The organism is Mesorhizobium sp. B2-1-1, assembly GCF_006442975.2.
Taxonomy (GTDB): Bacteria; Pseudomonadota; Alphaproteobacteria; order Rhizobiales; family Rhizobiaceae; genus Mesorhizobium.
Genome location: NZ_CP083954.1, coordinates 2,889,142 through 2,904,627, shown reverse-complemented (window position 1 = coordinate 2,904,627; position 15,486 = coordinate 2,889,142). Strand labels below are relative to the sequence as shown.

The window sequence follows — 15,486 nt, the reverse complement described above, 5'->3', positions numbered from 1 at the left end:
TTCGTGGCGCATCACGGCTCGCCCGCCCCAATCGCTTCCTTGCGCTTGGTCACGTAGGCCTCCAGCGCTTCGCGCACGGTGACGTCCATCGGCGGCTCGACATAGTCTTCGAGCGCCTTCTTCCACAACCGCGTGGCGCGCGCGGTTGCGTCGAGGCCGCCGGCTTCCTGCCAGGCTTCAAAATTCTGCCAGTTCGAAAGCATCGGCTGATAGAAGGCCGTCGCATAACGTTCCAGCGTGTGCGGCTCGCCGAAGAAATGGCCGCCGGTCGGCACCGCGCCCAGCGCCTCGACGGCAAGCTCGGCCTCGTCGACCACGATCGGGCGCAAAAACTCCATCATGTGCTGGATCATTTCGACGTCGATGATGAATTTCTCGAACGACGCCGTCAGCCCGCCCTCCTGCCAGCCGGCGGCGTGATAGACGAGGTTGCCGTGGCCGAGCACAGCGCCCCACAGCGCCATCAACGTCTCGTAAGCGCCTTGCGCATCGGCGGCGTTGGAGGCCGAGCCCGGCGTTGTCCGGTAGGGCAGCCCGTAACGCCGTGCCAATTGCCCCGACGCGATGTTGGCCTTGGTGTTTTCAGGCGTGCCGAAGGCCGGCGCGCCCGACTTCATGTCGACATTGGAGGTAAAGGCGCCATACATGACCGGCGCGCCCGGACGTACAAGTTGCGTCAGGACTACGCCGAACAGTGCTTCCGCATTCTGCTGCGCGAGCGCACCGGCCAGCGTCACCGGGCTCATCGCGCCCATCAGCGTGAACGGCGTCACTGCCACAGACTGGCCGAATTCGGCCATCGTCATCAGCCCCTCGGCCATCATCTCGTCGAAACGGCGCGGCGAGTTGACCGAGATGATGGTGGCGATGCCGGGATCGTCGCGCAACTGGTCCAGCGTCAGCCCGCGCGCGATCGCCATCATCTCGATCCCGTCCAGCGCCCTGCCCCGGCCGATCGCCGAGACATGGAAGCTTTTGTCGGTCAGCGTCAGATTGGTGAAATAGGTGTCGAGATGGCGCGAATTGGCCGGCAATTCGACCGGCGCGCAGACCTGGTTGCCGAGCATGTGCACGCAGTTGAAATGCTGTGCCAGCCGGGTCAGGTCCGCATAGTCGCGCAAATTGCCGGGGCGGCGGCCCCGCGCCATGTCGTGCACATTGGGCGGCCCCGCAACGAGCGTGAAATTGATTGTGTTGCCGCCGAGATGAACGGCGTTGGCCGGATTGCGCGGTGTAAGGGAATAATTGGACCGCGTCGTCTTCAGCGCCTCGTCGACCATGCCGCGGTCAATGCGCACGTTCGCGGACGCGTGGTCCACGCTGGCACCGGCCTGCTCGAACAGCGAGAGCGCCCGCGGGCTCATCACCTCGATGCCGAAATTCTCCAATATGTGGATCGACGCCTGGTGGATCGCCTCGATCTGGTCGGGCGACAGCAAGGCCATCGGCGGATAAGGATTGGTCACCCGCCTCGCCGGCAGCTGCGGGATAGGCCCTGGTCCCCGGTTGCTGGTGCGCTCGGCGCCGCGCTTGCGTCTTGGTTCGTTCATGCCAGGCATCAAAGCCTCGGCAAACCGCGCCAGCTGTCAGAAATACGCCGTTTGCGGGCGCGATTTTAACCGAGGCGGCATTTTCGAAACATCGATTTATGAAAAGCGACAAGATATGTCGGGTGATCAATATGGCATTTTTCTGAAGCGCCCGCATCGGCGGCCCGTTAACGAGGGCAGCAAGATTCCCTTTATGATTTGAGCCTATTGCTCTGCCGATGCGTAGGTCGAGTTTTAGTAAAATTGTAGCGGTTGGTATGCTGCTGGCACTTTCGGCCTGTGCGACGGCCCCCAGCCACATCAACAATGTCTGCGCCGTCTTCGACCAGAATGACGGCTGGTTCGACAATTGGCAGTCGGCCGCCGAACGCGCCGAGCAGAAATACGGCGTGCCCGTCCCCGTGCTGATGGCGACCGTGCGCAAGGAATCGGGATTCAAGAGCAACGCCCGGCCGCCACGCACCAAACTGCTCGGTTTCATCCCATGGAAGCACGTCTCGTCGGCCACCGGCTTCTCGCAGGCGCTGGACGGCACCTGGTCGCAATATCAGAGCGAAACCGGCAACTGGGCGGCGCGCCGGACCAAATTCGCCGACGCCGTCGATTTCGTCGGCTGGTACCATTCCAAGACAGCGGATACCTACGGCGTCGCCCGCAACGACACCTACAATCTCTACCTTGCCTACTATCTCGGCTGGACCGCCTATGGCCGCGGCAATCGTGGCGATTCCGGCGTCCAGAGCTATGCCCGGGCCACCGACAAGATGGCCCGCGACTATGCCGAACAGCTAAGGCAGTGCGGCAGCTAAAGGGCTCCCGCTACAACGACAGCGCCTGTCAGCGCGGCTTCCTGCCGAACACCTTGATGTATTCCGCCTCGCCGCCCTTGGCGAGCGCCTTCGCCTGCTTGACCCAGTCCTCGCGCTCGATGCGGCCCTGGAATCTCAAATGGTCGTCGACCCACTCCCGTTCGGCCTTCTTCCACGAGGCAATTTGAGCGTAGGTGAAGATACCGAGGCCATTGAGGATGGCTTCCGTCTTCGGACCCACGCCGGATATCAATTTCAAGTCGTCCGGCTTGGCAGGCTTGGAGATGCCGGCGGGTCGGTTCCTGTCGGCCGCGCCATCACGCGCCGCGCCTGGTCTGGCCGCACGGCCGCTAATTGGTGCGACACGCGCATTCTCTGCCTGGCGGCCCTCGCCGAGCGTTCTCGGCGTGAAAGGCGCGGAGGTCGCGTTGGCATCGGTCGCCGGTGCACCTGTTTCGGAGACCTCGTCGCGCACCTCGTGGCGGCGGGCTCGCCACACGGCTTCTGTCTCCTCGGCGTCCTCTCCCACCGCGCTGGCTTCCGCACTGGCGGTCTTGCCATGTGGTCGGTTGGGTGGCTGACCGGCAAAGCCCGGGCCGGCCCCATGCGGCGCGTCGTCCGGCACGCCCTCATGGTCGGCATGCTGCTTGTCGAACTTGATCACTGGCTCCATCGTCGCCAGAACGTCGTCCGAGAGCCAGCACAGGCTCATGTGCCCGCCGCCCAGGTTCTTTACCGGCGGCACCTTGGTTTCGCAGAGATTATCCGGCACCAGTCTCTTGTAGCCGCAGCGCGTCTGGAACGGGCAGCCTGTCGGCGGGTTCATCGCCGAGGGTATGTCGCCCTCCAGCACGATGTGCTTCTTGACCACGCTGGTGTCGGCGATCGGGATCGCCGAAAGCAGTGCCTCGGTGTAGGGATGATAGGGCGGCGCGAAGATCTGGTCGGTCGTACCTTGCTCGACGATATAGCCGAGATACATGACGACGACCCGGTCGGCGATATAGCGCACGACCGACAAATCGTGGCTGATGAACAGCATCGTCGTCTTGTTCTTGCGCTGGATGTCCATCAGCAGCTCGGTCACCGCCGCCTGCACCGACACGTCGAGCGCCGAGACCGGCTCGTCGGCCACCACCACCTTGGCATCGCCGGCAAAGGCGCGCGCCACGCCGATGCGCTGCTTCTGGCCACCCGAAAGCTGGCGCGGCTTGCGGCTCTCGAAGGCGCGCGGCAGCTTCACCAGGTCAAGCAATTCCAGCATGCGCTTGCGCCGGTCGGCGACGGTCTTGCCGACGTTGAATTTTTCCAGTGTGCGGATGATCTGCGAGCCGACCGAATGGCTGGGGTTGAGCGTATCGAACGGGTTCTGGAACACCATCTGGATCGACGACACCGTGTCGACGCTGCGGCTCTCGATGCCGGTCGACTGGATTTCCTTGTTGGCGAGCGTGACCTTGCCGGAGCTCGCCGTCTCGAGCCCGAGCAGTACTTTGGCCAGCGTCGATTTTCCGCACCCGGATTCGCCGACAATGGCGACGGTTTCGGATTCGCGCGCCGTAAACGAAATCGTCTCGTTGGCCTTGACGACGCGGCCCTCGCTTGAGCCGAACACCTCGCTGCCGCCAACCTTGTAGTATTTTCTCAAGTCCTCGATCTTGAGTACCGGTGCGCCAGGCACGACCTTCTCATTGACCTTTTTGGCGCCGGGCGGCAGGGCGTCCCAATCAATTTCGTTGAACCGCACGCAGCGCGAGAAATGACCTTCATGTCCCGCGACTTCGATCATCGGGATTTCGGCGGCGTTGCAGACGCCCTCGACGAAATGGTGGCAGCGTGGACCGAAATTACAGCCCTTCGGCCTTTCATGCGGCAGGGGCAGCTGGCCGGGGATCGAGATCAGCGGCCGCGAGTTCTTGTCGGCGCCCGGCAGCGGAATCGAGCGGAAAAGGCCCTGCGTATAGGGATGGCGCATCCGGTCGAACACGTCCTTGATCTTGCCGGTCTCGACGGCCTCGCCCGAATACATCACCGTGATGCGGTCGCAGGTCTCCAGGATCAGGCCAAGATTGTGCGACACGAAGATCATCGAGGTGCCGAACTTCTCGCCCAGCCCCTTGACCAGTTCGACGATGCCCGCCTCCACCGTCACGTCGAGCGCCGTCGTCGGCTCGTCGAGGAGAAGCAACGCCGGCTTCGACAGCAGCGCCATGGCGATGACGATGCGCTGCTGCTGGCCGCCGGAAAGCTGGTGCGGATAGGAGCGCATCATGCGTTCCGGATCGGGAAGCTTCACTGAGCGCACCATTTCGAGCGCACGTTTATAGGCCTCTTCCTTCGACACCTTGTCGTGGATCAGCGGCACTTCCATTAGCTGCTGGCCGATCTTCATCGCCGGGTTCAGGCTCGCCATCGGCTCCTGATAAATCATGGCGATCTTGTTGCCGCGGATGCTGCGCAGCTCCTCCTCGGAGAGCTCGCCCATGTCCTTGCCCTGGAACTTGATCTTGCCGCCGACAATCTTCCCGATGTTGGAGAGGTCGCGCATGATGCCGAGCGACACGGTCGACTTGCCGCAGCCGGATTCGCCGACAATGCCCATCGCCTCGCCGGGCATGACCGTGCAGGAAAAATCCATCACGGCCGGTATCTCGCCTTTGCGGGTGAAGAAGGAGATCGACAGGTTCTCGATCTCGATGATCGGCCCATTGTTCGGCCTGGCCGGATTTCGAACTGCCTCGTTCATGGGTCGCTCCAATCCTTGGTTTTCCGGGCAAGTAGGGTCGAGGACCCCGCCATCAATCCTTCATCGATTGCTCGCGCAGGGAATCGGCGAGCAGGTTTAGCCCCAGCACGAACGACATCAGCGCGATCGTCGGCGGCAGTGCCGGGTGGATAAAGGAACGCAGCAGCCGGCTGGCATCCTTGATCGCCGTGCCCCAGTCGGGACTTTCCGGCGCCAACCCGAGGCCGAAATAGCCCAGCGTGCCGAGCAGGATGGTGGTGTAGCCGATGCGCAGGCAGGCATCGACGATCAGCGGTCCGCGCGCATTGGGCAGGATCTCCCACAGCATGATGTACCATGGCGATTCACCGCGCGTCTGGGCCGCCGCCACATAGTCCCGCGTCTTGATATCCATGGTCAGGCCACGCACGATGCGGAACACGCCCGGGCTGGAGGCGAACACCACCGCCACGAAGATGTTGAGCTGGTTGGGATCGATATGCACGATCTTCAGCGGGTCGGCATCGAACACCAGGCCGGCATAGATCCAGCCGCCGACCACCAGCGTCAGTCCGAGCAGGATGTAGATCCGGTCGGAACGGTTCTTGTAGCGCGTCCAGAACAGCACGCAGAAGAAAATGATCGGGAACAGGAAGAAAACGCCGGCCAGCGCGTAGGGGATCGGCGTGTCCATGATGCCCGGCGTCACTAGGAGGTAGAACAGCAGGATAACCGGGAAGGCCAGCACGAGATTGGCCAGGAACGACAAAACGGTATCGATCTTGCCGCCGTAATAGCCGGCCGGCAGGCCGAGCGTGATGCCGACCATAAGCGCGAAGCCGGTCGCCGCCGGCGCGATGATCAGGACGATCTGGCTGCCATAGACCATGCGTGAAAAGACATCGCGGGCGAGCTTGTCGCCACCGAACAGATAGGCGAGGCCCGATTGCGGTTCGATGGCTCCGGGCAGTGTATCCTTCATGATGGGAATCTGGCCGAGCGGATCGAAAGGCGAGATGGTCGAGGCGAAGATCGCCGTGAACAGCCAGAACAGGCAGATGGCCACCCCCGCTATGCCGACGCCGCTGTCGAACAGTTGGCCGTAGAGAGCCAGCTTCTTCTTGTAGAGGAAGCTCGCGCCCATGACGATGAGAAGCGCGAGCCAGACCGGCCAGAAGCGCCAGAGCACTTCAAGGACGACGGTGGAGGCGCCAATATATTGGGCTTGCATGCGCCGTCTCCCCTACTGGACCCGAATGCGCGGATTGAGGAACGCGTAGCCGACATCGGAAATGAGCTGCGTGATCAGGACGATGAACACCGAGACCAGCGAGCAGCCGAGCAAAAGGTCGATGTCGTTGTTGCCGGCGGCCTCGACCAGTGTGTAGCCGAAGCCCTGATATCGGAACATCACCTCGACGATGACGACGCCGGTGAGCAGCCACGGAAACTGCAGCATGATCACGGTGAAGGGCGCGATCAGAGCGTTGCGCAGCGCGTGCTTGACCACCACGCTTTTGAAGGAAAGACCCTTCAGCCGGGCGGTGCGGATATATTGCTGCGTCATCACCTCGACCATCGAGGCACGCGTCATGCGCGCGATGTAGCCGATGCCGTAGATGGCCAGCGTGATCACCGGCAGCGTGAAGTTATAGAAGGTGATGCCCTGGCTTGCCGATGCGGCGGATCCGTTCAGCCAGCCAAGCCAGGAGGCGAAGATGACGGTAAAGATGACGCCCGATACGTATTCGGGCGTCGCCGTCGAGGCGATCGAGGCGACCGACAGCACCCGGTCGGTGCGCGACCCCTCGCGCATGCCGGCCAGGATGCCGATCAGCAGCGAGACCGGCACCATCACCGCCAGCACACAGAACATCAGGATGCCCGTGGCGCCGAGCGCAGGGAACAGCTTGGCGCCCACCGTGGTCTTGAATTTGGTCGAGCAGCCGAAATCACCCTGGAGCACGCCGGAGAACTTCGGCTCGGCCGGATCATTGCAGAAGGAGAAGCGCTGCGCCGGCTTACCGGTCGCCGGATCGGTTACCGGCTGCTTGGGCACGACGCCCAGCCATTGGCCGTAGCGCACGAAAAAGTTCTGCCGGTAGCCATGATTGACCAGCCAGCTCTCCAGCTGTTCGGCCGAGGTGTGCATCTCGGTCTGGCTGATCGCCAGCTTCTTCAGGTTGGGTTCCAGATTGACGAGGAAGAAGACGACCAGCGTCAGGCACAGCATCGTGAGCAGTATCGTGCCGATGCGTCTGGCGATGAATGAGAACATTGTACCCCCCTGCCGGCCGGGTTGGGGTCAGATAGGTTCAACCCTGTATCAAAAACCTTGTGACGTCACGCCGCCGCTGCATCCAATGCAACGGCGGCGATGCCGCGGGAGCGAAAGGCGCTGGCGCCCCGCTCCCGACAGGCTGTGGGTCACGCCTGATCGAGCCAGACCTTGCCGAAGTCGTGCTCGTAGGTGGGGTGCATCGAGTGGTTCTTCACCTCGGGCTTGATGTTGATGTAGAGCTTGCGCCAGTAAGGCTGGATGATGATGCCGGAATCCTGCAGCATCTGCTCGATGTCCTTCATCACCACCTTGCGCTTCTCCGCGTCGGCGATCCCGAGCGCCTCGTTGACCTTCTTGTCGAAGTCCGGATTGGCGTAGGCCGTCTCGTTCCAGGCTTCACCCGAGCGGTAGGCGATGGCGATGACCTGGATGCCAAGTGGACGCATGTTCCAGTTGGTTTCCGAGAACGGATATTTCGTCCAGTCGTTCCAGAAGGTCGAGCTCGGCAGCACGGTGCGCTTCACCTTGATGCCAGCCTCGCGCAGTTGGGCCGCGATCGCGTCCGTGGTGTTCTTGTGGTAGTCCTCGTCGTTGCTGATCAGCTCGTGTTCGAAATCGATCACGCCGGCTTCCGTCAGCATCTGCTTGGCCTTGGCGATGTCGCGCTTGATTTTGGGCAGCTCGACATATTCGGGATGGATCGGCGCGACATGGTGGTTCTCGGCCGGCGTGCCGGCATTGCCGTAGCCGAGCTGCAGCACCACCGAGTTGTCGACGGCCAGACACATCGCCTGACGCACTTTCTGGTCGCCATAAGGCTTGGCGTTGACGTTGAAGCGCGACACCACGGTGGCGGCGGTCACGACCTCGGAAGGCGGTGCGCCGACGTCTGCGATGATCTTGACGTAGTCGGCGGTCGTCTCATGGTTGGTCTGAACTTCGCCCGATTCGAAGGCCGAAACCGTTGCGGCCGGATCGGTGCCGTAATCGATGAACTCGACGCCATCGAGGAAGGCTTCGCCCTGCCACCACTTGCCGGTCTCGCGGCGCTTGTAGACGACCTTCTGGCCGACGTCGTAGGAGACGAGCTCGAACGGACCCGTACCGATCGGGCAGTTCTTGAAGTTGGCGCCCTTCTCGTCGAAGCTCTTGTGCACCACCAGTGCCGGATAATCGGTCAGGTTGGGGATGATGGCGATATCGGGTTTGGTGAGCTTCAGCTTGACGGTCATGTCGTCGACCTTGATGACCGACCCTTCGCGCAATTTCTTGGTCTTGTCATCGACGAGGCTGCCGAGACGGCCCGGCATGGAGTTGCCTTCCGCGGCCTTGTCGGCCCAGCGGGTGAAATTGTAGATCACGTCGTCGGCGGTGAACTTGTCACCATTGTTCCATTCGACGCCCGGCCGCACATGCAGCGTGTACTCGGTGGCGTCGTCATTGATGTCCCAGCTTTCCAGGAGATAGGGCGCGAATGTGTACTGGTGGGTGTATTTCACCAGCGGCTCGAGCGCCTGCCTCTCGGCATTGGAGATTTCCGACCAGTCGGCCGTGCGCGGATCCTTGGGATCCTTGACCGACATTGCCACCTTGAGCACGCCGCCTTTCTTACCCTGCACGTCCTCGGCCTTGGCCGGCGTCGGGGCGGCGAGCCCCAGAAGGCCATAGGCCATGGCCGTCGAAGCGCCGAAGACGCTGGCAAGCGCGAGGAATTCGCGGCGATCGACCTTACCCGACTTGGCTTCTTCGGCCATGGCCAGGATGTGATCCGGAACGCTATCGCCATTACTCTTGTAGATTGTCATGACTAACTCCCATTGTTGGCTTTCCGCCGATTAACATTCCGCATCCAGGCCATGATGTCAAAGACGGCATGGTTGGGAACATATGACGAATGTGCAACTTTGGAGGGGGAGCGGTTCGCGTGATAGCGACAGTCTTGGCGCAAAATTGCTAGTGCGCGACGGATTTCCACTAAATCTCTTCAGGCGATTAAACTGAGACATTGGCACGGTTTGCGACAGGACCAGCCCTCGCCAGGATGAGGGCCAGCCCAAGTCTCCGCTTCAATATTCCTTCTCGTAGAAGATGCCCCCCTTGGCTTCGCCGGCATCCGTCGCCTCGCCGCGCAGTTTGACGCCGCGTCCGACGTTGAGGTCGATCGTGGCCTTGCCCGAGCCCGGCTTGTCGCCTTTCTGGATCGTCACATAGGTGCGGTCGTTGAGGTACTTGCCGGCAGAAACCGCCGTGCCGCCCTTTTCGTCGGTGGTGACATCGAGATCGTCGACGCCGATCGCGCTGCGCAGGTTTTCCAGCAGCGACGTCGAGCCGCCGACACCGGCGAGTTGCCCGGCGGCTTCGGCCAGTTGCGCGATCTGCAGCGGCGACAGGTTCGACATGGACCGCCCGAAGATCAGTTGCGCCAGCACCTCGTCCTCGGGCAGCGCCGGCACCGAGGTGAAGGTGAATTTCGGATTGGTCGCCTCGCCCGACACCACGATGGTGACGGTGGTGCTGCTCGTGGTCGTTGTCGCGGTCAGGTTGAGATAGGGCACCAGCGAGCCAGAAAAGCCGACCGTGCCCTCGGTGAAGGTCAGCCGCTTGCCGAGAATCGACAGCCGCCCCCGTTGCAGCGTGAAAGTGCCGACCGCTTGCGGCGATGAGGCCGGACCGGTCAGCCTGAGCGAGCCGCCGAGTTCGGCGTCCACGCCCCTGCCCTGGATGAAGATCTGGTTCGGCGCGTTGACCGTGACATCCAGCACAAGACCGCTGCCACCCGTCTTGCCGCTGGTCGTGGCCGGGCGCAGTGCTTTGTCCTGCGCCCTGACCGCGCCGGGCGCGTTCTTGTGTTTGACATCGAGCGCCGAAAGCGAACCCGGCAATTTGTCCGGAACGGTGATCACGGTCTTGGCAAGGTTGACGGTGCCGGCAATCACCGGCGCCGACGTCAGCGGTCCTTTGATCGTCAGGTCGCCGCCAAGATTGGCGGTGACCACCCGCCCATCGGTGTAGCGGCCGTCGGTGAGCTTGATCGACAGATCGGCCGGGAACCCCTGCGCCGGATTGATACCGACCGTGCCGCTGGCCGACAGGCTGCCGCGCGTCGACAGCGTCCCGGTCAGCCGGTTGATCCTGGCGACGCCATTGCCGATGGAAATTTCGGCTGCGATGTCGTTGACCGCAAGCCCGGAACGCGCGTCGAGCAGGCGGGCGCCCGACGTGCTGATGCTGCCGCCGATGACCGGCGATGTAGCGGGGCCGCGTACCTGCACATTGACACTCGCGGTCCCCGTCAGCGACAGGCCTTGCGCGGCGAGCTTCTGACTGAGGATTCCGAACGGCACGGCGCCATTGAAGTCGAGCGCGAGCGCCGGCGTGCCTGATGTCGTCACCGTGCCGCCGCCCTTGAGACCAAGGCCGGCCCCATCGCTGACATTGGCGTTGAAGGTCAGCTTGTTGCCGGCAAAGGTGCCGGAGGAAGAGACACTCACCGCACCGACCCCCGCGCCGCGGGTCTGGGAGGTCTGGACGCCGGCAGCGTCGAGGTTGAACGCCGCACTGGGGCTGGCTGGTGCCCCGGTGACCTTCACCGTGCCCGAAATCGAACCGGCGGCATCGAGACCCCGCGAAAAACTGTTGGCAAGCGAGATCGGCACCCGCGCCAGCGCCGCGTTGATGTCGAGCGCCTGCCCGATCTCGCCGGTCACCGTCGCCGTGCCGCCGCCCAGGTTGAGCACCAGCCTGTCCAGCGTCGTCGTGCCATTGGCGATGGTGACGGTCGAAGCCTGCGCGATGGCAGCCTTTATGCCTTGGACGGTCGCCTCGCCGGAAGCAAGCTCTATGGTCGTCGTGCCGTTTGCCGCCTTCACGCGGCCCGCGGCCCTCGCCGGAATTCCTTTCACCGTCGCGCCGCCGGAAAAGCCGGTCCAGTCGCCGTCACGCTTCAGGTCGACATCGATGCCGCTGATCACCGTGCCGCCCGACGTGACGGTGTCGGCATGGATTTTTCCGGAGATGACCGGAGCGGCGAGGTAATTGGCGATCAATGCGTCGATCGACACGGCCTTCGCCTGAAGATCGCCGCGCGTGACCGAGGCGGTCGTAGCCTTGATGGCGACCTGCGGTGCGGCACCGTTCTTCGAGAACGCAATCGTGCCGCGCACATCGCCTTCCGCTTTTTCCAGCGCCAATGCGGCAAGCGGTCCTATATCGGGCAGGTCGAGAGAGATCGTGCCTTCGGGTATGAACTTGTCGTCCAGCGCCAGGTCGCCGGAAATCCTGTTTTGGCCCAGCGACAAAAGCAGGCCATTGATGGCGCTCTTGCCGTCCGCGGTCGCCAGCACCGCACTGCCTTGCAAGGGTTGGCCCGCGACATTGCCTGTCAGCTGCACATTGGCCGCCGGCTTGGCCGCGTCGGCTTTGCCGGTGGCGGTTAGTCTGAGCCCGGTGATCTCGCGCGACGCCACCGAAAGCTTGTCGCTGTCGACGGTCAGCGACAGATCTGGCGCGGTCGCCGGGCCCTGCGCATTCAGCGCAAAGGCGATGGCGCCTTTGGCATCCTTCGACAGCAGCGAAACATCGCCCAGCACGCCCTTGATGTCGGCGGCCAGCGTATTGTCGGCAAGGCTCGCCTGCCCCTGTGCGGTCAGCGCGCCGGAGGCCAGCGTCAATCCGCCTATGGCGATATTACCGTTGGGCTCGCGCTTCAGCGTGGCGCTCAACTGCGCCCGTTCGCCAAGCATGCCGCGTGCTGCGGCCGGCAGGGCCGACGATGGAGCATCCGCCTTCAGCTTGAGGTCGATGGCGCCGTCACGCAGCGACACCAGGCCGGCGACCTGGCTGTTGAGCGCGTCGCTTTTGAGCGAGCCGCTGTCGATGGCGACAGCGTCGGCTGACAGGCGCCCGCTGAGCGCGGCCGTGACCTTGCCGGCGATCAGCGGCGCGATCGTGGGATTGTCGAGCCCAACCCTATCCACCGAAACTGTGCCCGAAACCGGCCCGGCGCGGTTCTTCAGATCGAACGCATCCGAGTGCAATGCCAGGCTCAGTCCGTCCACCTTCGCCGGTCTCGTCGCGATCGAGGGCAGGATCGCGGACATATCCAATCGGGCCCGCGTGCTCTCGCCCGCCACCTTTGCCGACAGCGACCGGACCTCGATCTTGATGGGACTCTCGGCGCTTCCGACCGTGAGCGGCAGACTTGGACCGGATGAGACGAGGTCAAGGGCGAAATCGCTGGCGCCGTTCGGATTGATCGTGCCGGCAGCTTGACCGGAAACCTTGTCACCGGAGAGCGTCGCGTGATCGAGGACGACGCCGCCGGCCATGGTGTAGCGGCCGGCCGCGTCGACTGCGAGCTGCCCAAGCCCAGTCTGGCGGGTTTGGCTTGTTTCGACACCGGCCAGTTGCACATTGAACCGGACGTCCGGAGCCGACGGCGAGCCCGTTACCTCAGCGCTGCCATCAAGCGTTCCAGCGGCATCGAGGCCGGGCGAAAAGCCGTTGGCAAGGGCAGCCGGCAAGGCGGAGACCTTTGCCGCGAGATCGAGCGTCTGGCCGGCGGTACCGGACAGCGCCACCGAGCCGCCGCCGACATCGAGCGCTAATTTTTCGATGCTGGTGGTGCCATCGGCGATACTGAGCATAGATGGCTCGGCAATTGCCGCCTTGATGCCGCGAATCGTAGCCTCGCCCGAGGCGATCTCGACGCTGGTGACGCCATCGGCGATCTTCACGCGCCCCGCCGCCTTCGCTGGAATGCCGGATACGGTGGCGCCGCCGGAAAAATTCGTCCAGTCTCCGTCGCGCTTCAGATCGACGATGATGCCGCCGACTTGGGTGGTCCCCGACGTCACAGCATCGGCCTTGATCGAGCCTGAAATCGCCGGCGCCTTGAGATAGTTGGCAATCAAGGCATTGACGGCGATTGTGCTGGCCGTCACCTCGCCGCGCGCGATCGACGTGCTCTTCGCGTCAATGGCAACGGAGGGCACGTCGCCACTCTTGGCAAAGCGAATGGTGCCGTTGATGTCGCCGGTCACCGCCTGGCCGGCCAGCGCCGCAAGCTGATCGATTGCAGGCGCAGAAAGAATGAGCGTGCCCAGCGGCATGAACTTGTCATCCAGTGCCAGATCGCCCGACACCTTGTTGTCACCCAGCGACACCGCAAAGCCATTGATCGAGCGCTTGCCTTCGCTCGTCACCAGCGCCGCCTTGATGTCGAGCGGCTGGTCGTTGACGGCGCCGGTCAGCGAAACATTGGCGGAAGGGCTAGCAATGTCGGCCTTGCCGCTCGCGGTCAGCTTGATCGACTTCACCGTGCGGCCCGAGGCCGTCAGGCTATCGCTGTTGGCGGAAACCGTGAAATCCGGCGCGGTCATAGCGCCGCTTGCCGACAGGGCGAAATCGACACCGCCCTCGACCGGGACGCCGACCGTCGGCGACAGCACCGAAACATCCCCCAGCCTGCCTTTGATATCGGCCAGGATGTCGGTACCTTGCATGCTGGCGGTACCGCTGGCGCTGAGCGAACCGGACGTGAGTTCGATCGAGTTGGCGGCGAACGAGCCCTGCGGATCGCGCGACGCTGTGGCCGAGAACTTCACCCGCCCGCCGAGCACCGAGGCGATCTGCTGCGGGAAGGCGGTCGCCACGGCATCGGCATTCATCTTGAGCTGCATCGACAGGTCGGCGAGCGCCACGGTCGCCGTCAGCGAGGCATTGAGCGCATCGGACCGGAGCGTGCCCTGATCGATGACAATGGCGTCCTTGCTGAGGGAACCAGCCAGGCCGACATCGACCTTGCCAGTGACCAGCGGCGCCAGCGTCGCGACGTCGGTTTTCAGGCCACCGGCCCCAAGCTTGACGGTAACCGGCCCGGTGCGGTTCTGGATGTCGAACCCGTCGGAGTGTATCTGCGCCGCCAGGTCGTCTAGCCGCGTCCCGCCGACGACGATCGAAACGAAGGAGGCGCCGATATCGACGACCGGCGCCTTGCCGTCGCCGAACGCCCGGGCGGTGGCATTCTTGATCGCCAGCGTGATCGGCTGCGCCTTGCTGCCGACGCTAACCACCACGGGTGGCCCCTTGGCGGCGAGTTCGACCGAAAGATCGCTGGCTCCGGCGGGATCGACGATACCGGTCGCGGTGCCGTGCACGGCATCACTGTCGATGTTGGCCCGGTCGACACTGATCCCGCCCGCCGTCGTGGCGGTGCCCGCCATATCGAAGCTGGTCTTACCGGCAAACAATGGTTTCAGGTTCTCCGGCAGGAAGCGGGCGAAATCGCCGTCGCCCTTGGCTTCGAGATAGTTACCCTTGTCGGTGAGCTGATGGCGGCCGGTGAGCTGGGTTACGATCCGATGATCGACAAGGAAGGTACCGACGCCACTCCAGTTGGCCAGCGGGCCGGTGCCCGAGACGACGATGTCGACCGGCGGCGTATCCGGCAGATTGAGCAGATTGGCGATGATGCCGCCGGCCGGTTCCGACGCCTTGAGGTTGAGGTCGAGCTTGTTGTCCGCTGGCGCGAAATGGATCTGCGCGTCGACATTGCCCTGTTTGCCGTCATGGCGGGTAATGTTGAGCACCGTCTCGACCGACAGCGGTGCGGCGTCGGCCTTCACCGAGGCCTTGGCGGCGAGTTCGGCGATGCCGCTGCCGGCCAGTTGTTGGCCAAGCGCGACTTCCGGCAAGTCGATCTGCTTGATATCAATGGAAACCGGCAGCGTCGTCGCGCCGCCTTGCGCCGGCTGCTGCGTGCCGGCCACCGGCAGACGCGCAAGTTCGATGCGCTCCGCCGCGATGCGGTCGGCGCTGAAGTTTTTGGACAACAGTGCCAGCGGCGACCAGTCGATGGCCACCTTGCGCGCCACCAGCCAGGCGCCCTCGCGGTCCTCCAGTACGACATGGTCGACACTGAGCGCGCCCGACCAGATACCGTCGATGCCGCTGACGGTGACCTTACGCTCGTCGCTCGAGGCCAGGCGCGAAATGATGCCGGCGAGATTGTCGCGTCCACGCTCGGTCTTGGTCAGCACGAAAAGCGCGCCGATGGCGCCTGCTACCACGATCAGCAGCGTGTAGAGAAAAATGCGAAGGATGCGCCAGACCGTCTTCATG

7 protein-coding genes and 1 pseudogene are annotated in these 15,486 nt (G+C 63.5%); 2 read left to right on the top strand and 6 right to left on the bottom strand.

What is annotated here, in order from left to right; translation table 11 throughout:
- Positions 1 to 11: 11 nt before the first annotated feature.
- Positions 12 to 1,550, bottom strand: a complete 1,539-nt coding sequence (locus FJ972_RS14235) for a trimethylamine methyltransferase family protein (protein ID WP_140521243.1) — start codon at positions 1,548 to 1,550, stop codon at positions 12 to 14.
- On the opposite strand from FJ972_RS14235, the gene FJ972_RS14230 reads away from it, so the two are divergent.
- Complete coding sequence (locus tag FJ972_RS14230; protein ID WP_140516680.1) at positions 1,549 to 1,752, top strand: hypothetical protein; 204 nt, start codon at positions 1,549 to 1,551, stop codon at positions 1,750 to 1,752. The genes FJ972_RS14235 and FJ972_RS14230 overlap by 2 nt on opposite strands.
- A 16-nt stretch (positions 1,753 to 1,768) precedes the next feature.
- Positions 1,769 to 2,359, top strand: coding sequence for a transglycosylase SLT domain-containing protein (locus FJ972_RS14225; RefSeq protein WP_140521244.1), 591 nt, complete (start codon positions 1,769 to 1,771; stop codon positions 2,357 to 2,359).
- Positions 2,360 to 2,807: 448 nt separating this feature from the next.
- On the opposite strand, the pseudogene FJ972_RS14220 reads toward FJ972_RS14225, so the two are convergent.
- The 5 genes and pseudogenes from FJ972_RS14220 to FJ972_RS14200 all read right to left on the bottom strand — a co-directional run.
- Positions 2,808 to 5,105: pseudogene (locus FJ972_RS14220) on the bottom strand (dipeptide ABC transporter ATP-binding protein); the annotation flags it as partial.
- A gap of 52 nt (positions 5,106 to 5,157) precedes the next feature.
- Entirely contained in the window at positions 5,158 to 6,315 is a 1,158-nt protein-coding gene (locus FJ972_RS14215) for an ABC transporter permease (RefSeq protein WP_140495091.1), read from the bottom strand.
- 12 nt (positions 6,316 to 6,327) lie between these two features.
- The gene (locus tag FJ972_RS14210; RefSeq protein ID WP_140521245.1) at positions 6,328 to 7,362 is read right to left on the bottom strand and encodes an ABC transporter permease; all 1,035 of its coding nucleotides are present in this window, start codon (positions 7,360 to 7,362) and stop codon (positions 6,328 to 6,330) included.
- 149 nt (positions 7,363 to 7,511) lie between these two features.
- Positions 7,512 to 9,170, bottom strand: a complete 1,659-nt coding sequence (locus FJ972_RS14205; RefSeq protein WP_140495085.1) for an ABC transporter substrate-binding protein — start codon at positions 9,168 to 9,170, stop codon at positions 7,512 to 7,514.
- A 261-nt stretch (positions 9,171 to 9,431) separates the two neighbouring features.
- Positions 9,432 to 15,485, bottom strand: a complete 6,054-nt coding sequence (locus tag FJ972_RS14200) for a translocation/assembly module TamB domain-containing protein (RefSeq protein ID WP_140521246.1) — start codon at positions 15,483 to 15,485, stop codon at positions 9,432 to 9,434.
- Between the last annotated feature and the right edge of the window lies 1 nt (position 15,486).

What these genes read in the sequence shown, in the direction of transcription:
- FJ972_RS14230 (WP_140516680.1), top strand. Translation starts at nt 1,549, where the DNA reads ATGCCAGGCATCAAAGCCTCGGCAAACCGCGCCAGCTGTCAGAAATAC.
- FJ972_RS14235 (WP_140521243.1), bottom strand. Translation starts at nt 1,550, where the DNA reads ATGAACGAACCAAGACGCAAGCGCGGCGCCGAGCGCACCAGCAACCGG.
- FJ972_RS14225 (WP_140521244.1), top strand. Translation starts at nt 1,769, where the DNA reads ATGCGTAGGTCGAGTTTTAGTAAAATTGTAGCGGTTGGTATGCTGCTG.
- FJ972_RS14215 (WP_140495091.1), bottom strand. Translation starts at nt 6,315, where the DNA reads ATGCAAGCCCAATATATTGGCGCCTCCACCGTCGTCCTTGAAGTGCTC.
- FJ972_RS14210 (WP_140521245.1), bottom strand. Translation starts at nt 7,362, where the DNA reads ATGTTCTCATTCATCGCCAGACGCATCGGCACGATACTGCTCACGATG.
- FJ972_RS14205 (WP_140495085.1), bottom strand. Translation starts at nt 9,170, where the DNA reads ATGACAATCTACAAGAGTAATGGCGATAGCGTTCCGGATCACATCCTG.
- FJ972_RS14200 (WP_140521246.1), bottom strand. Translation starts at nt 15,485, where the DNA reads ATGAAGACGGTCTGGCGCATCCTTCGCATTTTTCTCTACACGCTGCTG.